The 25,899-nt window shown below is 35.8% G+C and carries 21 protein-coding genes, 1 tRNA gene and 1 pseudogene; 16 read left to right on the plus strand and 7 right to left on the minus strand.

Annotated features, from left to right (window positions below):
- Positions 1–49 precede the first annotated feature (49 nt).
- Positions 50–220: a photosystem II assembly protein Psb34 gene (gene psb34 / locus FJR11_RS09195; protein ID WP_168503398.1), complete on the minus strand. Its 171-nt coding sequence runs from the start codon at positions 218–220 to the stop codon at positions 50–52.
- 231 nt (positions 221–451) lie between these two features.
- Between psb34 and FJR11_RS09200 the strand changes: the two genes are divergently transcribed.
- The 3 genes from FJR11_RS09200 to FJR11_RS09210 all read left to right on the plus strand — a co-directional run bounded on the left by FJR11_RS09200 (position 452) and on the right by FJR11_RS09210 (position 2,865).
- A complete protein-coding gene (locus tag FJR11_RS09200; RefSeq protein WP_168503399.1) occupies positions 452–1,036 on the plus strand; it encodes a Uma2 family endonuclease in 585 nt (194 codons plus the stop codon).
- 81 nt (positions 1,037–1,117) lie between these two features.
- The gene (locus tag FJR11_RS09205; protein ID WP_168503400.1) at positions 1,118–2,302 is read left to right on the plus strand and encodes an AAA family ATPase; all 1,185 of its coding nucleotides are present in this window, start codon (positions 1,118–1,120) and stop codon (positions 2,300–2,302) included.
- Positions 2,303–2,340: 38 nt separating this feature from the next.
- Positions 2,341–2,865 (plus strand): DUF4276 family protein, encoded by a 525-nt coding sequence (locus FJR11_RS09210; RefSeq protein WP_254444726.1) that lies wholly within the window; start codon positions 2,341–2,343, stop codon positions 2,863–2,865.
- Positions 2,866–3,142: 277 nt separating this feature from the next.
- On the opposite strand, the gene FJR11_RS09215 is transcribed toward FJR11_RS09210, so the two are convergent.
- Positions 3,143–3,215: transfer RNA gene (locus FJR11_RS09215), tRNA-Val, on the minus strand.
- Positions 3,216–3,365: 150 nt separating this feature from the next.
- Here FJR11_RS09215 and FJR11_RS09220 point away from each other — a divergent pair.
- The 4 genes from FJR11_RS09220 to FJR11_RS09235 all read left to right on the plus strand — a co-directional run bounded on the left by FJR11_RS09220 (position 3,366) and on the right by FJR11_RS09235 (position 7,072).
- The gene (locus FJR11_RS09220; protein ID WP_168503402.1) at positions 3,366–3,950 is read left to right on the plus strand and encodes a metal-binding protein; all 585 of its coding nucleotides are present in this window, start codon (positions 3,366–3,368) and stop codon (positions 3,948–3,950) included.
- 5 nt (positions 3,951–3,955) lie between these two features.
- Entirely contained in the window at positions 3,956–4,759 is an 804-nt protein-coding gene (gene mazG / locus FJR11_RS09225; protein ID WP_168503403.1) for a nucleoside triphosphate pyrophosphohydrolase, read from the plus strand.
- A 32-nt stretch (positions 4,760–4,791) separates the two neighbouring features.
- Positions 4,792–6,090 carry a glutamate-5-semialdehyde dehydrogenase gene (locus FJR11_RS09230; protein WP_168503404.1) on the plus strand — a complete coding sequence of 433 codons (1,299 nt, stop codon included), beginning with the start codon at positions 4,792–4,794 and terminating at the stop codon, positions 6,088–6,090.
- A 295-nt stretch (positions 6,091–6,385) separates the two neighbouring features.
- Positions 6,386–7,072: a Coq4 family protein gene (locus tag FJR11_RS09235; protein ID WP_168503405.1), complete on the plus strand. Its 687-nt coding sequence runs from the start codon at positions 6,386–6,388 to the stop codon at positions 7,070–7,072.
- 45 nt (positions 7,073–7,117) lie between these two features.
- On the opposite strand, the gene FJR11_RS09240 is transcribed toward FJR11_RS09235, so the two are convergent.
- Positions 7,118–8,533, minus strand: a complete 1,416-nt coding sequence (locus tag FJR11_RS09240) for an isochorismate synthase MenF (protein ID WP_168503406.1) — start codon at positions 8,531–8,533, stop codon at positions 7,118–7,120.
- A 279-nt stretch (positions 8,534–8,812) separates the two neighbouring features.
- Between FJR11_RS09240 and menA the strand changes: the two genes are divergently transcribed.
- From menA to FJR11_RS09255, 3 genes are all read left to right on the plus strand, one after another.
- Positions 8,813–9,712 (plus strand): 2-carboxy-1,4-naphthoquinone phytyltransferase, encoded by a 900-nt coding sequence (gene menA, locus FJR11_RS09245; RefSeq protein WP_168503407.1) that lies wholly within the window; start codon positions 8,813–8,815, stop codon positions 9,710–9,712.
- 92 nt (positions 9,713–9,804) lie between these two features.
- On the plus strand, positions 9,805–10,749 hold the full coding sequence (locus tag FJR11_RS09250) for an o-succinylbenzoate synthase (protein WP_168503408.1): 945 nt from the start codon (positions 9,805–9,807) through the stop codon (positions 10,747–10,749).
- On the plus strand, positions 10,734–12,059 hold the full coding sequence (locus tag FJR11_RS09255) for a 2-succinylbenzoate--CoA ligase (RefSeq protein ID WP_168503409.1): 1,326 nt from the start codon (positions 10,734–10,736) through the stop codon (positions 12,057–12,059). Before FJR11_RS09250 ends, FJR11_RS09255 begins: the two co-directional genes overlap by 16 nt.
- A 141-nt stretch (positions 12,060–12,200) precedes the next feature.
- On the opposite strand, the gene FJR11_RS09260 is transcribed toward FJR11_RS09255, so the two are convergent.
- Positions 12,201–12,650 carry a thioesterase family protein gene (locus FJR11_RS09260; RefSeq protein ID WP_168503410.1) on the minus strand — a complete coding sequence of 150 codons (450 nt, stop codon included), beginning with the start codon at positions 12,648–12,650 and terminating at the stop codon, positions 12,201–12,203.
- Positions 12,651–12,865: 215 nt separating this feature from the next.
- Here FJR11_RS09260 and dpdE point away from each other — a divergent pair, with 215 nt between their 5' ends.
- The 5 genes from dpdE to FJR11_RS09285 are packed head-to-tail and all read left to right on the plus strand — an operon-like array spanning position 12,866 to position 23,391.
- Positions 12,866–16,177 carry a protein DpdE gene (gene dpdE / locus FJR11_RS09265; protein WP_168504153.1) on the plus strand — a complete coding sequence of 1,104 codons (3,312 nt, stop codon included), beginning with the start codon at positions 12,866–12,868 and terminating at the stop codon, positions 16,175–16,177.
- Positions 16,177–18,669 carry a protein DpdF gene (gene dpdF, locus FJR11_RS09270; RefSeq protein WP_168503411.1) on the plus strand — a complete coding sequence of 831 codons (2,493 nt, stop codon included), beginning with the start codon at positions 16,177–16,179 and terminating at the stop codon, positions 18,667–18,669. The genes dpdE and dpdF overlap by 1 nt, the downstream gene beginning before the upstream one ends.
- Complete coding sequence (dpdG, locus tag FJR11_RS09275; protein WP_168503412.1) at positions 18,666–19,577, plus strand: protein DpdG; 912 nt, start codon at positions 18,666–18,668, stop codon at positions 19,575–19,577. The genes dpdF and dpdG overlap by 4 nt, the downstream gene beginning before the upstream one ends.
- A gap of 5 nt (positions 19,578–19,582) precedes the next feature.
- Entirely contained in the window at positions 19,583–22,681 is a 3,099-nt protein-coding gene (gene dpdH, locus FJR11_RS09280) for a protein DpdH (RefSeq protein WP_168503413.1), read from the plus strand.
- 5 nt (positions 22,682–22,686) lie between these two features.
- Positions 22,687–23,391 (plus strand): hypothetical protein, encoded by a 705-nt coding sequence (locus FJR11_RS09285; protein ID WP_168503414.1) that lies wholly within the window; start codon positions 22,687–22,689, stop codon positions 23,389–23,391.
- Positions 23,392–23,516: 125 nt separating this feature from the next.
- On the opposite strand, the pseudogene FJR11_RS09290 reads toward FJR11_RS09285, so the two are convergent.
- Both FJR11_RS09290 and FJR11_RS09295 read right to left on the minus strand, forming a co-directional pair.
- A pseudogene (locus FJR11_RS09290) lies at positions 23,517–23,852 on the minus strand (DUF1016 N-terminal domain-containing protein); the annotation flags it as partial.
- A gap of 12 nt (positions 23,853–23,864) precedes the next feature.
- The gene (locus FJR11_RS09295) at positions 23,865–24,068 is read right to left on the minus strand and encodes a DUF433 domain-containing protein (protein ID WP_168503415.1); all 204 of its coding nucleotides are present in this window, start codon (positions 24,066–24,068) and stop codon (positions 23,865–23,867) included.
- Positions 24,069–24,288: 220 nt separating this feature from the next.
- Here FJR11_RS09295 and FJR11_RS09300 point away from each other — a divergent pair, with 220 nt between their 5' ends.
- Positions 24,289–24,459, plus strand: coding sequence for a hypothetical protein (locus FJR11_RS09300; protein WP_168503416.1), 171 nt, complete (start codon positions 24,289–24,291; stop codon positions 24,457–24,459).
- Between the two features lie 40 nt (positions 24,460–24,499).
- Here the strand turns inward: FJR11_RS09300 and FJR11_RS09305 are convergent, their stop codons facing one another.
- Positions 24,500–25,861, minus strand: coding sequence for a GTP-binding protein (locus FJR11_RS09305; protein WP_168503417.1), 1,362 nt, complete (start codon positions 25,859–25,861; stop codon positions 24,500–24,502).
- Positions 25,862–25,899: the final 38 nt, after the last annotated feature.

The raw sequence follows: 25,899 nt of genomic DNA on the forward strand, positions 1-25,899 counted from the left end.
AGGAGAAATTTTAAATGACGATTAGATACAAATACCGAAGCTGAAAATTTTAGCTAACCCCCAAGGTAATTAGAACTATAGAAGTTAAAAATAATATTGCTACTACACCTTGAAAAGCATAGCTGCTTTGTTGAGCTTTTGTAGGAAATTCTGCGTAGTAAAGTTTGGGTTCTTTGGCGTAGTTGTTAAGAATGCCTTTTTCGTCAGTGGTGGTATACATAATTTTTTTTCTTTGGTTTGTTACTTTATGTAAACTAATATAACAAGATTGTTACAAACTGTCAATAGAACTTGACAAAAAAATAGTTGATGCTATGGATAGTCCTTGCTTATCTGAAATTAGATGTTATTTTCGAGATCAGCTTCGACGTTTAAGTGGGCTAAAATCAAATCAACTAACCCAGAGCCAAACTGACCCTAAGCAACTGCAAACCGTAGGAGGTAACGAACCATGATCGCAGCCAAAGACAACGCCGCCTACCTCACCCCAGAAGAGTATTTCACTTGGGAAGAACAGCAACTAGAAAAACACGAACTGATCGACGGTCAAGTTTACGCTATGACTGGCGGTAGCGTTAATCATAGCCGCATTGCAATTCGATTTACGACTATGGTTGATACCCATTTAGACGCTAGTAGTTGCATAATAGGTAACTCAGACCTGAGAGTTAATATTGTTGGTACAAATAACTACACCTATCCCGATGTCAGCGTTGCCTGCGACGATCGCGATAAAACCACAACCCAATATATTACCTACCCCTGCTTAATTGTTGAAGTTCTCTCAAAAACTACCGAAGCCTACGACAGAGGCGGCAAGTTCAGAATGTATCAAAATAACCCAATTTTGAAAGATTACCTATTGGTTAGTTCCACTGCGATGGAAATAGATTTGTATCACAAAAATGATGCGGGACAATGGATGATTATTAACTATGGAGAAGGTGACACCATTGAACTAAAAAGCATCAATCTTAGTTTCCCCATGGAACAAGTTTATCGTGGTTTAAGCCTTGAACCAGAGAATTGGCAATAGAATAAAAGCATTACCCAATGTCCAAACTCTATAAATAGCAGCAAAAAAGTAGTATTCTTGCTTTTTAAGGTAGATTTAGTTATGAAAATTGTTTCTATAAAAATTAAAAATTATCGAGCCTTTGAATTTCTAGAAATCACAGAAATTCCCACCTTTTGCGTCATCATCGGCGCTAATGGTACAGGTAAATCTACCCTATTCGATATTTTTGGCTTTCTCCGCGATGCCCTAAAAAATAACATTCGTCAAGCCCTTCAGATCCGGGGTGGATTTAATCAAGTCGTCACCAGAGGCAAAGAACAAGAAGATATCGAAATAGAACTAAAATTCCGCATGAAAATTCTGGAGACAGAGCGCCTCGTTACTTATATTTTAATTGTTGGACAAGAAGAAAGACGACCCTTAGTTAAAAGAGAAATTCTCCGGTACAAACGCGGCGAATACGGTTCTCCCTATCACTTTCTCGACTTCCAGAAAGGTAAAGGTTATGCGATCACCAATGAAGAAAATTTTGAACAAACTGACGAAGAATTAGAACGCGAAGAACAACAACTCGAATCTAGCGATATCTTAGCAATTAAAGGATTGGGGCAATTTCAACGCTTCAAAGCTGCTAGTGCCTTTCGTTCACTAATTGAAAATTGGCACGTTTCCGACTTCCATATCAGCGATGCCAGAGGTAGCAAAGATGTATCCTATGCCGAACACCTCACTCCTACAGGTGATAATATGGCAGTGGTTGCTCAATATATTTATCAAAACCATTCTGACATTTTTCAAGCTATTCTCAACAAAATGAAAGAAAGAGTTCCCGGTATTTCTAAAGTAGAAGCACAAGAAACAGAAGACGGTAGACTAATTCTCAAATTTCAAGACCAAGCTTTTAAAGACCCCTTCATTGATCGCTATGTTTCTGATGGCACAATGAAAATGTTTGCCTATTTAATTCTACTCTTCGATCCTAAACCCCATCCTTTACTATGCGTCGAAGAACCCGAAAACCAACTTTATCCTAGTTTGCTTCACGAACTTGCTGAAGAATTTGCCAGTTATGCCCACAGAGGTGGACAAGTCTTTGTGTCTACCCACTCCCCCGACTTTCTTAATGCTGTTCCCCTAGAAAGTATTTTCTGGTTGACAAAAGAACAAGGAATTACCAAAATTTTTCGAGCTAGTGATAATGAAACTCTGAATAACTTAGTGAAAGCAGGAGATTTAGCCGGATATCTCTGGAATCAAGGCTGGTTTGAAGGAGTCGCCCCCTGATGAGCTATAACCTGATTTTTTTACTAGAAGAACCTTCTATGAAAACTGTACTAGAGACTATTCTTCCAAAATTAATTCCTGAACATATTAGCTATATTTGTATCCCCCATCAAGGCAAACAGGATCTTACTAAATCAATTCCTAAGAAGATCAAAGCCTTTAAGTTTAACCCCGACACAAAATTTATAATCGTTCATGATCAAGATTCCCATGATTGTAAAAAACTCAAATCAGAACTTTTAGAAATTTGTCAAAATGCAGGGAACAAAAATATACTGATACGTATAATATGTCATGAACTAGAATCTTGGTTTTTAGGTGATTTAGTTGCAGTGGAAAAAGCATACAGACTAAAACCCGAAAGTTTGAGTCAACAACAAAATAAAACAAAGTTTCGTAACCCCGATCAACTCAACTCCGCCAAAGAAGAACTCAGAAAGTTAGTTCCAGAATATTACCCCGGTACTCATTCTAGGATGATCGCGCCCTATTTATCCTTGACTGAAAACAAATCTCGTAGTTTTCAAGTTTTTCTCGATGGCATCAATAAAATTCTCAACTAGAGTAACATGATCCAATCTGAACTAGAACTCGAAGAAAACCTGATCAACCGTCTAACGGGACTAGTACCGCAAGGCGGAAGTCAAAAGTCAAAAGTCAAAAGTAATATGGCGTAAGCTTTTTGGCGATTGAGAATGGTTGTTTTATTTACGCCGTGCTGTACTAGGCTACGAACCCGTCAACAGTGGAAATTAATATAATTGAAAATTGGGGTAAAAATGTTTTAGCAGTTCACAAACTAGTTGTAAACTGCTATGCAAAGAGAATTTCGTTTTTAAATGGGCAGTACCAGACTCGAACTGATGACATCCTGCTTGTAAGGCAGGCGCTCTACCAACTGAGCTAACCGCCCGTTTCTTTCACTTAATCAATATAGCATAGCCTTTCCAAATTTTGCAAGGGGTTTGGGAAAATTTTTTTTCTGCATGGAAAAGGCTGATGGGAACGGTATTGAGCTATACTGACTCAGGATTTAACTGTTAATTTTATATTTTTAATTTCGATGCCCTCTGGTCAAACGCATGATCGCATTACTATTTGGTCTATGCCTGTGGTGGCGGGCATAACGCTGGTTTCCACTCACAGCAGTAATATGACTTTGCTGGTGGCGGGTGGGTTTATGTTTGGGGGGCTGATGTTTGGCCCCGATTTGGATATTTACTCCCGTCAATTTCAGCGCTGGGGGTTTCTGCGGTGGATTTGGCTACCTTATCAAAAAAGTCTGCGGCATCGGTCTTTTCTATCCCACGGTCCGATTATTGGCACAACGTTACGGGTGGTGTATCTGACGACTTTTTTGGCGTTGGTGGCCATTGTGCTTGTGGTGGTTTTCACCAAGTTGGGAAATGTGGCTTGGAACTGGGGGGAAGTCTGGGCGACTTTGGGGAAAACTATCTATATATATTATGGAGAATTTTTTGCTCTATTTCTCGGTTGCGAACTCGGTGCAATGAGTCATTCTTGCAGCGATTGGACTGTTTCTGGTTACAAGCGATTTCAAAAACAGGGTATTCAAGGTTTACTTCCCCGTGGCAAAATTAAGAAACGTAAAGTTAGCCCCAGTCGTCGCAGTGCAAAAAAGCGGTAAAAAATATGGAAGTTAATCAAACTTTGCTGGCGTTACAAGAATTAATTGATGTGGTGGCAAAATTAAGATCGCCTGAAGGTTGTCCTTGGGATTTGGCACAAACACCGGAAAGCCTGACTCCCTATGTGATTGAGGAAGCTTATGAGGTGGTTGATGCGATTCAAACTGGGGATAAAAAAGCGATCGCTGAAGAATTAGGTGATTTATTATTACAAGTAGTATTACAAGCACAAATTGCCAGGGAAGCTAATGATTTTTCTCTTCAAGAAATCGCTGAAGGCATTTCTCAAAAGTTAATTCGTCGTCATCCTCATGTATTTGCTGATGTGAAGGTGGAAAGCATAGATGAGGTACACAAAAATTGGGAAACCATCAAAGCTGCGGAAAAAGGAGAAACTGTAGAAGCGCAAAAACTTAGTGATAAACTGCATCGTTATCGTCGCAGTCTTCCCCCCATAAATGCAGCGATGAAGATATCTGAAAAAGCTGCTAAGGTTGGTTTTGAGTGGAACAATGTTGATGAAGTTTGGGGAAAATTTCACGAAGAGTTAGGGGAATTTCAACAGGCTTTAGCTGAAGAAACAAAAGAAAGACAAGAATCAGAATTAGGTGATTTACTATTTGCAATTATTCAAGTTGCGAGATGGCATAATCTTGACCCCAGTAAAGGTTTACAAGGGACAAGTCAGCGATTTATTCAACGGTTACAAAAAATGGAGGATGTGATTGAACGTCCTTTTGCAGATTACAGTTTAGAAGAATTAGATGCTCTGTGGCAACAGGCTAAAGCTCAACTTTCTCAAAGTTAATTACTCATCCTTTCATAATTTTATTTTTGTGTATGAATACTGGTGCTGATTTAATTCAAATTGCTCAACAAACCCGTCATGCTGCTACTAAGTTAGCTGTGCTATCAACTGAGGAAAAAAATCAAGCCATTGAAGCAATTTCTCAAGCTTTAGAATTGGCTAAGAATGATATTTTGGCAGCAAATCTGGCTGATTGTCAAGCAGCAACAGCCGCAGGAATTGCTAAACCCCTTTATAAACGGTTGCTTTTGGATGAACATAAATTAAGGGATGCGATCGCTGGTGTGCGTGATGTTGGTAAACTGGATGATCCTATTGGTAAGGTGCAAATTCATCGAGAAATTGACACAGGTTTAATTCTCAAACGTATTACCTGTCCTTTGGGAGTTCTAGGAATCATTTTTGAAGCCCGTCCCGAAGCTGCAATTCAAATTGTTTCTTTAGCAATTAAATCGGGTAACGGTGTCATTCTCAAAGGTGGCAAAGAAGCCCTAAATTCTTGTGCAGCTATAGTTAAAGCCATTAAACAAGGATTATCTCACACAGCAGTTAATCCTGATGCGGTGCAATTGTTAACCACTAGATCAGAAATATTAGAACTTTTGCAATTAGATAAATATGTAGATTTAATTATTCCTAGAGGTTCTAATGCTTTTGTGAAATTTGTCCAAGACAATACCCGCATTCCCGTATTAGGTCATGCTGATGGAATTTGTCATCTTTATGTAGATCAAGCCGCTGATATTGATAAAGCTGTGAGTATTACTGTAGATTCTAAAATTCAATATCCTGCTGCTTGTAATGCCATTGAAACTTTGCTAGTTCATAGTAGCATTGCTGCCGAATTTCTCCCCCAAGTTGCCACAGCTTTACAAGCGCAAAATGTAGAATTAAGAGGTGATGAACGCACCTTACAAATCTTACCTAATATTGCCCCAGCCACAGAAATAGACTGGCAAACAGAATACAGCGATTTGATTTTAGCTATTAAAATTGTTGATTCTTTAAATGCAGCAATATCCCATATTGAAGATTATGGTTCTCGACACACAGAAGCAATTATCACTGAAGATATCACAGCCGCAGAAACTTTCCAAGGCTTAGTCAATGCAGCGGGAGTTTATCATAATTGTTCTACCCGGTTTGCTGATGGTTTCCGTTATGGATTTGGTGCAGAAGTGGGAATTAGTACCCAACAAATGCCACCCCGTGGACCAGTTGGTTTAGAAGGTTTAATCACATATAAATATCAAATGTCTGGTAACGGACATATTGTGAAAACCTACACAGGTGCAAATGCAAAATCATTTACTCATCGTGATTTGGAATAACAATTAAAATCTCGTTCCCAGTCAGAGACTGGGAACGAGGTCAGCGAACAGGAAAGAAGGAGAGTGACTTTTATCGAACAGAATTCTGTGCGAGTGGGGGATGAATAACCGGGTTTAAGACCCCCACCAAATCGTAGATTTGGTGGTCTTTAATCAGTCGCAGGTCTAAATCTTCGATTGATTCTGACTCCTGACTCCTGACTCCTTCTTCAATAATCCTTCCTTTGATACATGAAAAATACTTTTATTATCCCCAATAATGAAAACATACTTTCATTATTCACTGAAAATTATCATGGATAATATTATTACCTATAACAACGACAAAGGACTCTTAGCTTACATTCAATTTATCGCATCAAGAGCATTAAAAAACCAATACGATGGAACTGATCCAATATTTGATTTTGAAGATGCACTTGATCAAACAGAAATAGCACATTTAACTGTAGATGAATTGAAAAAAAATCCAGAAATTAACGCCTTATTTACAGAACGTTGGCTACCTGCACCGATAAATTTAGATGAGTTAAGCAAGCTTCCAGAAGGAACTTTAGGTTATATTTATGCCAAGGAAATGAAAGCTAGAGGCTTTGATCCTAATTTCTATAAGAAAGTTGCTGTTGTTGATGATATTTCTTATTTGAAGATGCTTTGGAGAACTACCCATGATATTTATCATGTAGTCACTGGCTTTGATACTGATGTGATGGGTGAATTGGGTTTACAAGCTTTTGTCTTAGCACAAAACCCCACTCCTATTAGTATCATGTTAGTAAGTTTTGGCATGGTTTTAACTAGTCTTTATCAACCTACTAAACTCAACGTTGTCATGACGGAAATAGCACGTGGCTATAGTTTAGGTTCTCATACTTCCGTCAAATTAATCTCTAAGAAATGGGATCAGTTTTGGAATGTCCCAATTAGTGAAATTCGCGCTCAATTACAAATGAATTTTCTTCCTGAATTAGCAGTAAAGTAAAATAGGAGTCCTTAAACTTTTAATAAGTATCCATCAGTCCTCACTTCAAACCAATGCTTTTAATAAAGCTTGCAATTTAAGTTGCACTTCTGCAAATTCTTTTTGAGGATCTGAACCAGCAACAATACCTGCACCCGCATATAGTCTGGCATAATTACCATCAATTAAAGCCGAACGAATTCCCACAATAAATTCACAATTTCCTTCTCCGTCTACCCAACCTAACGGGGCTGCATATAAACCCCTTTCAAAACTTTCATAACGGCGAATTTCAGCACAAGCAATATCTCTCGCAGCCCCGGCAACTGCTGGAGTAGGATGGAGTTTAGCAACGATTTGTAAAGGGTGAATATTATTGGGAACTACGGCGCTAATTGGTGTCCATAAATGCTGGATATTAGATAATTGTCGCAGTCTGGGGGCTAAAACTTGGGGTAATAAACCTAGTTGAGATAAATGTTGAGTAATAAAATCGAGAACAAGTTTATGTTCGTGTTTTTCTTTGGTACTATTGACTAAGTTGTTAGCATTTGCCGCATCTTCTATGGGTGTTTTTCCTCTGGGTGCAGAACCTGCCAAAGCATCAGTAATTAATTGTTGTTTGTAAATACTAATTAATCGTTCTGGACTAGCACCAATAAAGTTTTGTCCTTTGCCATTACTGGTAGAAAATATATAACAATTAGGATGTAATTGGCGCAGGTTATTTAAAGATTGTAATAGGTTAAAATCATGATTAGCACTGACATCTAAGGTATCAGCTAAAACAATTTTTCTTAAATGATTAGCGTGAATTATTTCTAAAACTGATGAGACAGAAGTTTTGAATTTATCACCATTTTTAGTTATTCTTTTATATAGATTTAAAGGAAATTTATCAATATTTATAGGATGATGATTCAAAGATTTAATAATTTCTAAATGGCGTTGTAAATTATCTAATATTTTTGTAATACTGACAGTAGAATTAATAATTGTATTCATTATTAATGTGCAGCGATTATTTTTTAAAGCTATTTGCCAACAAGGTAAGAAAACCGTAGCCGAGGGAAATGGATAATCTGCTTTCTCGTGCTGATCAAAAAAACTAAAAGTACAAAAAAATCGAGGTAGGGAAAAAGTCTGATTTTTATGAGAGATAGGAATTATATTTTTCAGGCAATTTTTAATAAATTCTTCTGATTTTGTAAATCTATCTTTACCAGAAATTTCTATTTTATCTAAAGTATCAATTGCTGCTATTGCTTCACCATTACTTTTATTTTCAAAATAAAAGTTTATGGTATTTTTCTGATTAAATTGATCAAAAACTAGCAAAGGATCAACCAAGCCAATCTCTAGGGGAATACTCACAATTTTACTATAATTATTGCGGCGGCAATTTTCCTGAATCTCTAATAGTAATTGATTGAGGTATTTGTAGTCTACAAAGGTGTGGCTGCGACATGGTGAAATTGTCATGGATGTATAAGTTAATTTTTATTAAGTTATCTTCCTAAAATGTAATAAATCATGGTGGTATTTTTATAGGTAACATAATTCAGTTACCATTAACCAGCATAAACTTAGCTTGATTATGAGGTTAATCCTGTTTTGGCTGCAAGATGGCAGGTTTTATGGCAGGATATTCACCTATAATCACAAAATTAACATTTTTTGGTAATTTACTAAAGGTAAACTGTAAAATTATAAAATTTAATTGATAACTCAAGTCCTGATAATTTAACTAACTCACAACTAATGACTTCAACTCAGATTTCACCACCTCAAGCTAAACTATGGATGGCGGCTATTAAACCGCCAATGTACAGTGTTGCTATTATGCCGATTTGGGTAGGTTCGGCGGTAGCATTTAGGGAAGTAAAGATTTTTAATATAACAATATTTTCTTTGTTTATTGGCGCAGCAATTTTAATTTTAGCTTGGGAAAATATTAGTAATGATGTATTTGATGCGGAAACAGGAATTGATCAAAATAAACATCATTCATTGGTGAATTTAACTGGTAACAGAACTTTAATGTTTTGGATAGGAAATCTGTGTTTAGGTTTGGGTTTGTTGGGGATAATAGCGATCGCTATTTTGCAAAAAGACCCCACAGTTATTGGTATAATCCTCTTATGCTGTGGTTTAGGCTACACTTACCAAGGTCCCCCCTTTCGCCTAGGATATCAGGGTTTAGGGGAAATTCTTTGCTTTTTTGCCTTTGGCCCTTTGGGTATGAGTGCGGCTTATTATAGTCAAACTCAAACCTGGTCTATGACTAATTTAGCAGCTTCGGTAATTTTGGGCATTGTTACCAGTTTAGTATTATTTTGTTCTCATTTTCATCAAGTTGCAGATGACATAGCCGCAGGAAAGAAATCTCCTATTGTGCGTTTAGGAACTCAAACAGGTGCAAAGGTTTTAGTGGGATTTACTGCTAGTATTTATCCTCTAACTTTGCTATTTGTGATTTTGAATATTTTCCCAATTTGGACATTATTAAGTTTCTTGAGTTTACCTTTTGCGGTGAAATTATGTCGTCACGTTTTAGAAAATCACAGCGAACCAGATAAAGTCAGTAATTCTAAATTCATTGCTATCAATGTTCATTTTTTGAGTTGCTTATTTTTGGGTTTAGGATTTATTTTTGGTTAAGGGACTTCTTGCAAATAGAATAAACTAACCACAGAGGCACAGAGGACACGGAGGAATGAGGGTTTGAGTGTTTTTTTATTTGGAAGTCCCTTATGGGTTATCAATTTTCTTTTCGTTACTTTAGTCAAAAATTTACAAATCCCATTATTACTAATCATGGGGTTTGGGAAATCCGCGAATGTATCATTATTCGCTTGATTGATGCAAAAAATAATGTTAGTTGGGGGGAAATTTCCCCTATTTCTTGGTTTGGTTCAGAAACTATCAAACAAGCTTTAGATTTTTGTCGTCAACTTCCAAAAGCAATTACTCAAGAGATAATTTTAGAGATTCCAGATAATTTACCAGCTTGTCAATTTGCTTTTGAATCTGCTTTGGTTGTGGGAAAAGGTACTAGTTTTAATCTTACCTACAGCGGCTTATTATCAGCGGGGAAATTAGCTTTAAATCAATGGGGTAATTTATGGGAACAAGGATATACAACATTTAAATGGAAAATTGCTGTTGATGATATAAATCAAGAATTAGAAATATTTGATTTACTAATTTCCAGTTTACCAACTTCAGCAAAGTTACGTTTAGATGCTAATGGGGGACTTAGTTATCAAGAAGCTGAATTATGGTTACAAAAATGTGATCAGTTCTTACCAAAAATTGAATTTATCGAACAACCTTTACCTGTAGATAAATTTAGAGAAATGCAAGAATTAAGTAATTCATATTTTACAACAATAGCCTTAGATGAATCTATCGCCAATCTTCAGCAATTAGAATCATGTTTTCAGAAAGGTTGGCGAGGAATTTTTGTGATTAAACCGGGAATAGTCGGTTCACCATTTCGGTTAAAAGAGTTTTGCAAAAAACATCAAATTGATGTTGTATTTTCATCGGTATTTGAAACTGAAATTGGGAGACAAGCTGCATTACAATTAGCAGCAGAATTATCTAGTAATAACCGCGCTGTTGGTTTTGGAATTAACCACTTTTTTCAACCACAAGAATCAAACTGGCTAGAAAGTCTATGGAAAACCTGTTAGAAAATCTACAAAACTATGATTGGCTAATTTGTAATCATAGCCAAGAATTACCGCAAATAGCTACAGAATTATATTTAAAATTAACCCAGTTATCAAATCCAAAAATCATCATTGCAGAAAGATCCCCAGTCAGATTTTTAGGAAGTTTTATTGCAGCTTGTGCGGCTAAATGTCCGGTTTTTCTCTGTAACCCAGATTGGAGTCAAAACGAATGGGAACAAGTCTTTAATTTAGTACAACCAGATATAGTTTTAGGAATAGATCATAATTTTTTAAAATCACCAATTATCAATTATGAATTACCAATTACTAATGCTATCATGATTCCTACAGGTGGTTCATCAGGAAAGATTAAATTTGCCATTCATACATGGGAAACATTAACGGCTTCTGTGCAAGGATTTACAGAATATTTTTCCATAAATGTAGTTAATTCATTTTGTATATTGCCATTGTATCATGTGAGTGGATTAATGCAATTTATGCGTTCCTTCACAACAGGAGGTAAATTAGTAATTACCTCATCTAAAACATTAGAAATTTCTCAAATACCCAATATTAACCCGACTAATTTTTTTATATCTTTAGTTCCCACCCAATTACAAAAAATCCTGCAAAATCCCGAATTAACTCAATGGCTATCAAAATTTTCTACAGTTCTGTTAGGAGGTGCGCCAGCTTGGGATGAACTATTAGAAAAAGCGAGATTTCATCAAATTAGATTAGCACCTACCTATGGCATGACAGAAACCGCTTCTCAAATAGCAACTCTTAAACCTGATGAATTTTTACAAGGTAAATTTAATAGTGGAAAAATTCTTCCCCATGCTAAAATCATTATTGATAATCCACCGGGAAATATAAATATTCAAAGTCAATCTTTAGCTTTGGGTTATTATCCCCAAATGTGGGAAAATAGAGATAACTTTGTAGTTGATGATATTGGTTTTTTAGACAATTACGGCTACTTACATATTATTGGCCGCAACAGTGACAAAATCATTACAGGTGGTGAAAACGTTTACCCCACAGAAATCGAATCAGCGATTAGAAAAACAAACATGGTAATAGATGTTTGTGTAATGGGTATAACTGATAAACATTGGGGACAAGCATTAACAGCCATTTATATTCCCAAAGATAGAAATATCTCCCCCAGAGAAATTCAAACCCAAATAAAAAATCAATTGAGTCAATTCAAAATTCCCAAACATTGGATTTCCCTACCAAACCTACCCCGTAACACCCAAGGTAAAATCAACCGTCAACAACTCCAAAAAATCGCCGAAGACTTTCTGAAAACTAAGTAGCTTGGCACAATTAAATATAAAACCTCTCTCCAAACCTCTCCCCTGCTAGGGGAGAGGCTTTGACTCCCCCTTCCCTGGTAGGGAAGGGGGTTGGGGGGTGAGGTTTATATTATATTTTTTAACGCCCACTTACTTAACTAATTACCTAACCTCCTCCCTCGATCTTCTTCTCTCTGCGCCCTCTGCGTCTCTGTGGTTCGTTTCTAACCAATGATTCATATAATTTGGTAATTCCTGCTTATTTTTACTACTGGCATCAATACAAACGTGCCTAGTAATTGCCTTAGCAACCATTACTTCATCTACTGTCATTTCATAGGTAATTTCAAACTTATCCGAACCTATTTTTTCCGGTAACAAACTAATCACTAAATTGTCACCACAATACATAGGAAGAAAAAAATCTACATTTGCATGAACAATAGGAAAAGCCACAGATGGATTAGTAAAAAATGATTTAAGATTAATACCAGAAGCTGCTAATGAAACCTCATAAGCTTCATGACAAATTCTGAAAATATTAGCGAAATAAACGACTCCAGCCGCATCAGTATCTTGAAATCGGACAGTGTAGTAATATGTAAAAGCCATGTTGAAAATTTCCTCAATTAAAATCTGCTATCACACATCATTTTATTTCATATTAACTATTAATAATTAATAAAAACTAACCTATGGTTATTCGATATCTTTTGTAACAGCAAGTTTTTTATGCAATAATCACTAATGCAGTGTGATTTTGCACACTTGTTTTTTCAGCAACGTAACACAACAATAAAGATTAAAGCAAATCCTTGACTATGAATATGATACAGCTTGGTTCATTAGTGCATTCTCAGACAAATAATTTAGGAGTAGCAAAGGTAGTTGATGTATCTGATACAAAAGCAACAGTTGAGTATTTCTGTTCTGTTAGTCAACGCATATCCGAAACTTTCCTATTAAATGCCCTATCTAAAACCAAGCTACAACGTCAAACTCGATGCTATATCTGGCTAGAAAGCCAAGCTGTCTGGATAATAGGTAGAATCTGGGCTTGGGATGAAGAAATTGAGGAATATGAAGTTCACTTACCTGATAAAAAAGTGATTTTTGTCAGCGAAGAGGAAATTTATGTGCGCTGCAATATTCCTCAAGCAAACCCCATGGAAACTTTGTCAATCAAAGCTCATGAAACACCATATTTTTATGATAGACGATTGACTTTTGTGCAAGCCCTGATTTCGCAACGTGCTGTCTGTCGGGGAATGACAGGATTAATATCTGCAAATATTCAGCTTTATCCTCATCAAGTTGAAGTTGTGCGGCGGGTGCTAGAAGACCCTATACAACGCTATTTGTTAGCAGATGAGGTGGGACTGGGAAAAACCATTGAAGCTGGTGTAATTCTGCGCCAATACCTGTTAGATGAACCAAAAGGGCGGGCAGTAATTATAGTTCCCCAATATTTAGTAGCGCAATGGCGACAAGAATTAGAACAAAAATTTTATCTTTCCCATTTTCCTAAGCGAGTAGCCATCATTACTATTGATGAACTTCAGAAAATTAATCCCAAAGTAAAAGTTGATTTTGTGATTATAGATGAAGCTCATCATATTGCAGCTTTGGCAAATTCTCAAAATTCTGGAGAACGTCAAATATTTGAACTTTGTAAACATATTGCCCATAAAAGTGATCGCTTACTTTTATTATCTGCAACTCCTGTACTCAGTAATGAGAGAGATTTTTTGGCAATGTTACATCTGCTTGATCCTGACACCTATCACCTCAATGATTTAGTTGGGTTTCGCGCCAGAGTGGAAAATCGTCAACAGATTGGTAAACTTCTTTTCTCTTTTAAAGAAGGTGCAAATCCTTTTGTGATCAAATCTAATATTAAGCTGCTGCGTAGCCTATTTGCAGAAGATAAATATTTATTAAGTTTGGCGAATGATTTGGAAAATTGTTTACAAACAAAAGCCACGGAAACAGATGCAATTATTCAGTCTATTCGCATCCATATCAGCGAAACCTATCGTTTACATCGGCGAATGTTACGTAACCGTCGGGCTTCGGTAGAAGATGTTATTTTTGACAGAAATATTGTTCCTCAAGAAGAATATGATTTAGACGAGCGAGCAATTGATATTCACGAACTTCTTGATCAATGGCGTTCTCTTGCACCTCATCAACAGGAATATCAGCGGATTTATTTACTATTTTTCCTAGCATCTGGGACTTGGTTAGGAATTTTAGAACAGGTAATTACAGCCCGTCAAGGCAATAAGAACCAGTTACAAAAACTTGTGCAGGAGTTTGGAGAAAAAGATATCAATATCTTGATGCAAACACCAAAGTTTACAGGTGAAGAAGAGATTCTAACATCCTTACTGAAAACGATTCAACAACGTGCAGAAGAAGGAGAAAGGATTGATCATTTACAAACAATGCTGTTAAATCAGTTGGGTATTTATTTCAAACTACCGCCATCGGTGCGGCGAAATAAGCAAGATTTACTAACAAAAATACAGCAGAGAATTCGTCGGCCTGTTTCTGATGATATTCTCCCCAAATTTGTTATTTTTACAAGTTTTGGACAAACCTGTACAGAAATTGTCCGCTATTTAATTCAGACTTTCCCAGAAACAGCAGTAGTTAGTCATCAAATTGGGGAATCACGAGCAAAGCTAGAGAAGAATTTAACTGATTTCCAGAATAACCCCAATTGCTTTATTCTTGTATGCGATCGCTCTGGGGAAGAAGGACATAATCTCCAGTTTGCAGACTGGTTAATTCATTTTGATATTCCCTTATCAACTAACCGTTTAGAGCAAAGAATCGGCAGACTTGATCGCATTGGGAGTAAAATCAATTTCCAATCTTGTGTATTTCTGGGTATTTATTCAGAAGACAGTCCCCATAATGCTTGGTTTCAACTATTAAAAAATGGTTTTAATATCTTTCAGCAATCAATTGCCAGTTTACAGTTTTATATAGATGAAAAATTGCCAGAATTAGAAACAGTTTTGTTTGAATTGAGTGCTGCGGGAATATTAGCAATGGTTGAGCCACTCCAGGAACAAATCCAAGGAGAACTATTGAAGATTAATGAACAATATGCAATTGATGAAATTGATGCCCTTGATGATAATGCAACAGAATATTTTCAAACATTAGATGATGATGATGCTTGTCATCAACGAATGCAGCAAGCAACTGAAGCTTGGATTTGCCAAACCATCAACTTTCGGCGGAGTTTAGATGTGAATAAAGAAGGAGTAATTAGCTATTATCCTGATAAACATACCTTGGTATCATTAGATGAACTAAAAACTCATTTCGCAGCTTGTACAAATAACATCGGCACTTTTAACCGCAGAGTTGCTAACAGAAATACTGAAGTTAATCTTTATCGAATTGGTGAAAGATTTATTGACTCCCTATCATCTTATATTAATTGGGATGATCGAGGACAATGCTTTGCGATGTGGAGATTTGCACCATCTTGGGATGCTAGTCCAGGGAGGGAATGGTTTGGTTTTCAATTCAACTATGTGATCGAAACCAACTTAGCCAAATGTGTTAAAAACCCCGCTCAATTAAAAACCATCCAAAGATTAGCAGACGGACTATTTGCACCCAGTTTAGAAACCATATTTATTGATGCTCGTCATGAACCCATGAGCATTGTTGAGGATGTAGAACTACTGGAAATATTACAAACTCCTTATAAAGCTAAAGGTAGTCCCTATCGAGATTACAACTTAGCTAAAAATCGCCTATCTATTCTTGATGATTTTGTTGAACCTAGTCAATGGGCTGATTTTTGTCGTCGTGCTAGTAATTCCAGTTTAAATCTATTATCTCAACGTCCAGATTTTCAAGAATTGTGTGAAAAAAGTGCTAACCGTGCCGAAGAAAAGCTTGGTAAAAGATTAGAACAACTTCGTTTAAGGATCAATAGATTTAATCAAGAACAGCAAATTAATGATCCACTATTACAGCAAGAACTTTTGGAAGAAACAGCATTAAACCAAGAAATTATTGCTGGAATTAGACAACCACATATTCGCTTAGATTCTGTAGGTTTTATCATTGTTTCTGGACAAAACTTACAGCTAAATCAGGAAAGTGAATAATGACAGATTCATTTATCAAACTGAGAGAAATTCTGCACACAGGTAACATCCCTGAAGATACTAGCGATTTTCAAGAAGGGTGTTATCAACGTTTATTAAACGCACTGCGGAATCAATCTGGGGTAGGGGATATTGCCAGTTTAATTCGCCATATTCTGCGTTTTGAGGATGAAAAACAGGGTGGGAATTCGCAAATTTTACTGCAAATTCCTCGAAAACCTAATTTTCCTAATCGAGATATTTGGGAACAATCTGGTATGAATATACTAGCTGAAGATAGAGAATACTTTCTCATTAGTTCCCGTCCTTGGCAACCCCAATGGCTAAAATTTGCAGATCAATATCCCCCAGATACACCCTTATTTAAAGAAGAAAATCGCCGCAACTATGAACCAATAGTTGGTGATCCATTTCTACAAATAATGCAGTTAGATAAATATCTCAGCATTGGACAAAGAGAAGCTATTCGTGCAGTTTTAACTGCACCAAAAAACTCAACTTTAATCATTAATTTACCTACAGGTTCTGGGAAAAGTCTTTGCGCTCAATTACCAGCTTTGTTAAGTTCTAAAAATGGTAGTCTGACTGTGGTAGTTGTCCCCACAACATCACTAGCAATAGATCAAGAACGAGCATTAAAACAGTTTATTTATCATCCCACAGCATATTATAGTCATGATTCTTTCGAGGGACAAAAAAGGAAGCAAGAAATACGCAATCGGATTCATGCAGGAACTCAAAAAATAATTTTTACCTCACCAGAAAGCCTCATGGGTAGTCTTGCACGCCCTATTTATGAGGCTGCAAAACTGGGAATGTTGCAATATTTTGTGATTGATGAAGCCCACATGATTGAGCAATGGGGTAATGATTTTCGCCCCGCTTTTCAAGAACTTCCAGGCTTTATTAGAAATTTATGGAACTATAGTTCCTTCAACACATTATTACTCACAGCAACATTAACTGAATCTTGTTTAGATACTCTAGAATCATTATTTGGTGAAGACTTACAAGTTATTTCTGCTGTGCAACTACGTCCAGAACCTGCTTACTGGTTTAGATGGTGTGATAGTGAAGAAAAGAGAAAACAAAGACTGATTGAATCACTGTATTACCTACCACGACCACTAATTATTTATGCAACAAAAGTTGATGATGTTAATAATTTAAAAAAGGAATTATATCAGGCTGAATTCAAACGTTGTGCAATTATGACAGGTCAATCTAGTGAGCAAGAAAGGTCACAATTAATCAAAAATTGGCGAGAACAAAATATTGACATAGTTATTGCCACCTCTGCCTTTGGACTAGGTGTAGATCAAAGTGATGTGCGGGCAGTTATTCATGTTTGTATTCCCGAAAATATTAACCGTTTTTATCAAGAAGTAGGTAGAGGTGGAAGAGACGGTAAAGCTTGTTTATCACTGACATTGTATACAAGTAAAGATTACGATATAGCTACAGATATCAATGAAAATTCCGCCATAACTATCGAGAGAGGTTTACAACGTTGGCAAAGTATGTTTGACGCAAAGAAAATATTAACTAATGGTAGATTTCGAGTTCCTATCAATAAACCTCCTTCTTGGAAACCTGGAGATATTGATATGAATAGTGAGCAAAATACAGCTTGGAATTTGCGAACATTAACATTACTACAAAGGGTTAAATTAATTGATATTGATTCAGAAGAACCTCAAAAAGACTGGGACATCTCCAAAAATACTCGAATTATTAATATCCACAATGAAAAACATTTAGATCCATCCACATGGGAAGATGAAGTTGAACCTGTCCGACTACAACGTAAAAACTGGAGTTATCAAAATCTCAAACTTATGAAAGAAGCTTTAACAGCAAAGCGTTGTCTTTCAGAAATTTTTGCAGAAGCTTACACTATTTCTTCCCGCAATGTACCGCAACCTAGAAAAGTTGTAAAAGTTTCTCGCGCTTGTGGAGGTTGTCCTGTCTGTCGGCAAAAAGCTATCCAACCCTTTGCGGGAATTATGCCCTCCCCTAGTCGTGTTTGGCAAGAACCTAATTTTTTTGTTGGGGAGGAATTAGAACGCTTACTTGCAGGTAACAAATTATTACTGATTTTTTATGAATCTTTAAATAATAGAAATACTAAAATACCCATAAATAATGTATTAAAATGGTTTGTAGAACAGGGCATCAGAAATATGATTATTCCATCTGAGTTTGCAGAAACTTTAACTGAAGATATCAAGATAATCCCCAATGCTTTTATTTTTTTATGGGAAAAATATCAACCATTAAAAATGCCCTATCTTCCGACATTAATTGTTCATTCTCCAGGAGAGAAACTACCGGATAACTACTTAACAATAAATAATAATTTTCAAGCTCCCCGGATTATTTTATTGCCAATAGATACCCCAGATCCTAGTCGTCCTGAGCGACGATTAATAGATATTTTTGCCGGAAAACAATTAAAATTTGCAGTTTTTTGTACGGAGATTAGTTTATGAGTGTACTTAAAGAACCTTTAGCAACACCCAGTAGATTTAAAGGTATTTTTCGATATTTGCTAAATACAGAATATCAGAAAGAGAAAAGAGAGAGATTAGAGCAAATACTTTCTCCTAATAAATTGGTTGAGCGTCTTCTTTCTTCCGAAGAAAAAGCCAGTGGTAAAAAAGCAGCACACCCGATGCTGCATAACAACCTGAGAGAATGTATTAAATCTGGTCTGTTAATAGAAATTGATTATGAGATATCTATCAATCCCCTATTACCAAAAGAAGCCCGGAATCGTGAATTAGGTGAACATTTATTACCTGATACTCTAGCTACTTTATTTTTTGCATCTGATAATAAAGATGAAGAAGATTTTGCACTTGTCTGCGCTTGGTTTTTGGCACAAGATATATATGATTCCCCCGGAAATTGGAAAGAATTACAATATGTTGTCACTGAACAAGGAGTTTCCGAATCCTTAGATTTAAAAATGTCTAGTAGTACACTTGCTGGTCAAATGAATGACTGGATGTGTTACATGGGTTTAGCTTGGGGTCATGCTTTAGAAGGAAAAAAAGTGATAGTTCCTGATCCTACGGCTTATATTAAACGTAATCTTTCACATTTATTTTCTGAACAAGAAAATAGAAAATTCCCTATTAGAGAATTTATTGATAGATTAGCCCAAAAGTGTCCTTTATTTGAAACAGGTAAATTTCGAGATCAAATAGAAGCAAATATTGGTATTCGTCAACCTAACTATTTATCTACCAGTACAGCTTTCGCTTTATTTCGTCTCCAAGATGAAGGTTATATTCAGTTACTCAGAGAATCAGATGCTGATTTAATGTTGCTTCCAAAAGCGAATAATGAAGTTGATGATAATAGCAAAGTTTCACACATTATCTGGAAAGGGTAAAAATTATGACTTTTGAAAAATTTGTTTGTTGGAATTCAGAAAATATCCGTCGCGTTATGGATGTGGAAGCAACACAAGCAGAAAATCACATTTTCTTGGCTACCCATCATCCTATTAAAATGTATCTTCAGGAACTTATCAGAGATACTTCAGTAAGAGTCCCTTATAATGAACAGCAATTTCTTAAAGACTTTTTAGCTGAAAAAGATTTTGCTTTTGTACCAGTTTTAGGAACTTCTGGTACAGGTAAATCTCATTTAATTCGTTGGTTAGCAGCTAATATTCAATCAACACCTCAAAGAAAAGTTTTATTAATTCCTAAAATTGGCACTAATTTAAAAGATATCATTAATTTAATTCTCCAAGGGATGGAAGGAGAAAAATTTGATGAATATCGTCAGCGGATAAATCGAGCAACCAATACATTAACAGAAACTCAAGCACGAATTCAGTTACTTAATCAATTAGCAGCAGCAGTTGGTGATAATGGAAAACGGGATAAAAGTAAACTAACTGATGAAGAAAATTATCTGATTGAAGAATTAGATTCTCTACTATATGATCCATTTTTCCGAGAAAATTATTGGTTAAAAGATAATGGGATTATTCACCGTTTAGTTATTCATATTCTCGGATATCGAGATACATTAGAAATTGTTGAAGAACGACGAGAATTTTCTCTTCATGATTTACCCAATGATGTTCATCATATTCAAAAAGCTAGTGAAAAATCTCGCAGTTTTTATACTGAACTTTGGAGTAATGACGACATTAAAAAAATTACCGTAGATTGGTTAAATCTGCATTTAGATGAAGCCATTACTCAAGTTTTGAATTTAGGTCGTGAAGACTTACAAAGATTAATGCGTGAAGTGCGGGAAACTTTAGCAGAACAAGGGATTGAATTAGTTTTACTGATTGAGGATTTTGCCAAATTACAAGGTATTGATAGAGAATTATTAGAAGCCGTTTTAGCTAGACCTCAACAACCAGGAAGTAAACCTTTATGTGCCATGAGAACAGCTTTAGCTTGTACCACAGGTTATTTTAAAGCTTTAATTGATACAGTGAAACAGCGTGTTACTTTCAGTGTCAATCTTGATGTTGAAAAAATAGGTGAACAATCTTTAGTTACTCAAGTTGATATTCAAGAGTTTGTATCTAAATACCTGAATGCTGTGCGTTTAGAAAATGAAGTAATTTTAAATTGGGCTATTTCTGATCAACAAACAGATTTAAATGCAGAATCTTTAACAAATGCTTGTCGTGATTGTGAACATCGAGAAGCTTGTCATGCTGGTTTTGGTGCTGTTAATGAAATTGGGTTATATCCCTTTAATGCAATAGCTTTAAAACAGATGTTTGCTAAAGTTAATCAGAAAGAATTTAATCCCCGTATTCTCATTAAAGATGTCCTCAAATACACTTTAGAAAATGGTTATGATGATATTCAAAAAGGTATTTTTCCATCTGTGAGTTTGCAAAAACACTTTGGTAAAATGCGTCTAAGTGCCATGCTTCAGCAGGATATAAATATTAAAGATCCACAAAATTTTGATCGTCGTCAGGTACTTTTAGATTCATGGGATGATGGGGATGAACTTTGTGATTTACCAACGGAGTTGCATACAGCTTTTAATTTACCACCCATAGGAGTAAAGATTAAGCCACTTTCCCAAATTACAACTACAGTCGAGGAACAAAAACAAAAAAATGTATATATAACAGAACCCAAACCTGTTGTTAACACAAGTATAAAACTAGAAGGAATTCCCGAAAATTTAGCTAAAAAAATCGAGATTTTAAATAATTGGAATAATCAAAGTATTCTCCCTCAAGAAGGAGTAGCTAAAGATATCCGTGAATTTATCTTTCCCGCTATTGCTCAGTATATCGAGTGGGATAATGAAATGTTATTAGAAAAGACATTTGCTAGTAATTATAGTAAATATTTCAAACAAAGAAATATCGTCTTTTATAGTCCCAGAGTTACTAGAGAAACCATTGCTGGAGTTAAATTAACCCTTCCTCTCAATCCAGATGATAAAGTTGATTTCAGGGAAACTGTGATCGCTTTTCAAGCTATCGTACTATATAGTCATTATAAACACTGGAAGTTCAAAGATGGCGATCGCTATTTTCGCACCTACAGCAAACAACTAGAAAAATGGAGTCAGTACGTCTTAACTGCAATTCGTCGTTATCCTCGTGAGTCTGGAGCAGCTTGGAATCCTCTCCCAGCAGCAGTAGAATTGTTATCAATAAGTTCCACAATGGCCGGACATGATACTAATTCCTTAGACAAGTTAATTAACGCGTTATTTCTGGAAATAGATAATCAGGAAAATGTAAATCGCGCTTCCAGTTGGAAAAAGCTATTTGATACTCTCAAAAAACACCGTCAAGACTTATTAGATATTGTCCAAAGTCGGATTGCTTGTACTAAAGGTTATTCGACTCAGTTTCAAATTATTGATTCAACTCAAATTATTGAACCATTAGAAAAAATTAGAAAATCTTGGCAACCTCAATCTGAAATTCCCAGTGATGTTAATTGTGATATTCTTCAACCAATCTATAAATCCCGTCAACAGGTAGATGAATTATTAGAAAAAGCTATTCTAGAAGAAACAGAAAGACAATTAGCTCTTTACCAATCTTTAGTAATGGAATTAGGAGATAACTTTAAGAAAAAAGATGTTACTGATAAATTAAAAGTAGCAATGGAAAAAGCCAGAGAAGCCGCGGTGTTTCGAGGTAGGAAAAACTTTGATGATATGACATTGGTACTAAATCAGTTCGGACGGACAGCTACTTCTAGCTATATGGAATCAATGAAACGGTTACAGTCTGAGCAAGAAAATTGTCATGCTGAAATAGCCAAGCTGCTTCCGTATCTGAGTGAAGATTATCAAAAAGCTATGACAGATACTGAGGAATTTATTAAACATACTAATAATTTTCTTGATGCTTCTTTAGCTGAAGTCAAACAAAATATTAGTGATTTAGAAAAATCTGATGGTGCAACTATAGAAACCAGTCATCAAGCTATTCAGGATGGTTTAGCTAACTTACGTAAGTTACTGATAGAAATTAAAGGATAAATAATATGTTGATAGAAAAATCACAGGAACTAATTGAATTATCTCAGCGTAAAAATGCACTGCAAAATTATGCAAACAATCTCCAAGGTTTTCAAACTAGAGAAGAACAAATTAGTGATTTTGTCACAGATATACAGCTAATTGTTCAAGCTGTAAAAGCTTTTCGGGAAAAAGGTATTAGTAACATTACCTTGGATAAAAAATTAGATGATCTTCTGAATTTTATTATCCATGCTGAAGAGAATTTTCGGAAAACACCAGATTGGATTATTGATACTGAAAATTTTAATGCCAAGATTTTAAAAAAAGGCATAGATAATCTAACAAAAACCTTAGAACAGCAATTATCTACAAATTGGCAAATTTACTTATCCCAAAATATGCCCAGCACTAATCATGAAATGCTCAATCTTTTATCTAAGGTTCAGGCATTTACTCATAATGTTCAACGAATACAACGCTTAGATAAAGAAATTAAACAAGTAATTTATCCTAAAAATACCCAAGAACTTGAATTAGCCCAAACACGAATTGAAGAGTTAAAAGGGTGTTGGAATAGTTTAAGTTCTGATGAAGTACCGGAGTCAGTTTTATGCTTACTCAGAGCAGCGGCTAATCAAGGTGCATCTTTGAATCTACTGACTCCAGAAGTTTTGAATTGGGTGAATATTTATGGTATTGCTGATTCCTTGAAAATTAGATTAATCTGATCATTTTTTAATGATATCATATTCTCTTAATTAACCTAAATAGAAAATATTCGGATTAATGTTCGTAGTGAGGACTTTAGTCCTCAAAATCAGGGCTAAAGCCCTGACTACAAACCATAATATTTGACTATATTGTGAGTCCATCCAAATTCTGCCACCATTGGTGGCAGAATTTCCTGAGAGTGGTAAGTTAGGTAAAAATCTCGCATTCTCCAAATATTGCGAGTAGAAAAACCACTAATACCTGGAAACTCTGCTTGTAAGTCTTTTGCTAACTGTTCTACGACTGATTTACCCCAATTAACATTCTGTTGTCGGGTAACAATCATCTTGCCAATATCCCAGTAAAGGTTAATCATTTCTCGATTAACTGCTTTGAGAGCATCGTATTGGGCTGCACGAATTCGTTGTTGTACTTCCATAAGTAGATGTCTATAATCATCAGAAATCTGATTACTCATAACTGCAATGTTTTAATTAGCTGCGTAGACTAAACAGGCTTGCACATCTTCCCTTTCTAGCCAGAAATATCCTTCTAACAAAGTTTCGATAGTATCTCCTGTTGCTAACATTCCTAAAATATGTTCAACAGCTAGACGACGACCATGAACGATTGGTTTACCGTCAAAGATTTGGGGGTCAAATGTGATTCTTTCTAATAATTTTTGTTTGCTCATAGTTTAGGTATTTAGTTTTTTGTTTTGGTAAGTTAGCGTAACTCACTTTACTAGCTGAAATTAAGGAGTTTGGTAAACCAAGAAGTAAATTTGCATCTATTTCTTGAGTAATAGTTGTTTTTGATGATTGAAAAGATGGTTGAAAATCTGCATTATGAGAGGCAGTGATCGAAATTCTTTTTCCCCATTTTACATTGTTTAAGCATCAAGGAGAAAACCTATGAACATGACTTTTATTAATCACAATCAATTACAAATTTCCTGGGAATTGCATGAAAAATTTTTAGCAGTCAATACCCAAAAAACAATTATTATTCCCTTGGATCATGTGGTGGCAGTTTCCACCGAACCACCCATTAGTCAAGAACCATTAATATTTGAATTGCGATAACACAAAAGCCTTCAGCTTAGTAATTTACCAACCAAAACTTTTAACCTTCACCAAAGTTACCGCCTAATTCTTGCTGTAAGCGATACAAAATAGTATTTTTATCAACTTGTGATAATATTTCTTGAATGACAGTATTAGCACCCAATTGTCCCCAAGTACAGCCCTTTTCTAGATATAACTGTGCAGCTTTACCGACTGTGTAAGCACCATAACCAGCAATTCCCCCTTGGGTAATAGCACTCCCCACAAAAGTAGTAATATTAAGAGGATTATCACCACTAGCTATGGCTGCGGTACTTTTACCTAAACCTAATATAAAACTACTACCGATTTCGCTTAATAATAAACCACCAGAACTAAATAAAATTGTTTTTAATAATTTACTGGCTTCATAGCTAGTCATGGGTAAACCATACAATTTAGCCAAAGCTCGAATTAAAGCTAAATCGGTAATTAAACCACCAATCATATCTAAAAAAGCAATGGGATTTAAACCAATAGCGAGGGCTTTATATTGACTAAATCGCCAAATAATATCTTCTGCTTCTTTCTCGCGGATATCAATGGTTTTTTCGGCGATATTTTGCTCCGATTCCCTAGCTTGAATTAGTGCATTTAAAGCTAAAAGAGATCGTCCTTCTCTATTTAAGATAGTTAAGATTGTTTGCTTTAATTCATCTACTTGAGGTGGTGGGTTTTCCCATTCATAATTAATAGTTCCATCTGGATATTCTACCCTAACTTCCATGGGTGCAGGTTCAGCCGCTATCATGACAATTTCATCGGGTAATAAAGGCTTATTTTGGATATTTCCTGCCCCTAATTGTTGGAGATTTTTGTAAATTGCATTTTTATCTGTTTCTGGATATAAATCAATTTTATTAAATACTAAAATTAAGGGTTTTTGGGCTTGACGTAATTCTAATAATCCCTGATATTCGGTTCTAGTAATATCCCCAGAAACCACAAACAATATTAAATCAGCCTGACGCGCTACGTCTCGTGCCATTTGCGCCCGTGCATCTCCGGCAATTTCATCTAAACCGGGAGTATCAATTAATTCAACTAATACCTTATCTCCGGGCTTCCAAGGCACAGAACGCGGCCATTGAGTGACACCATTTAAAGGTCCTGTTTGCAGAATTTTTTCCCCTAACAAAGAGTTTAAGACTGCTGATTTTCCCCGACTAACTAAACCAAAAGCGGCAATTCTGATGACATTTGCATCTAATTTATTGAGGGTGGTATTTAAGGCTTCTATTTCCGGTTTTAGCAAACTTGCCAATTCTGGATTTGCTGCCATTTGTCCCGATTTACGGAGATATCCATACCAAGATAATGCTTGTCTGAGACTAGCACGGGCGCGGTTTAAATGGGTTTCTTGTAGGTTACGGTTACTCACAGGGGGCAGGGAATAGGGAATAGGGAACAGGGAACAGA

The sequence above is a fragment of the Anabaena sp. UHCC 0187 genome (assembly GCF_009712035.1).
Taxonomy (GTDB): domain Bacteria; phylum Cyanobacteriota; class Cyanobacteriia; order Cyanobacteriales; family Nostocaceae; genus Dolichospermum.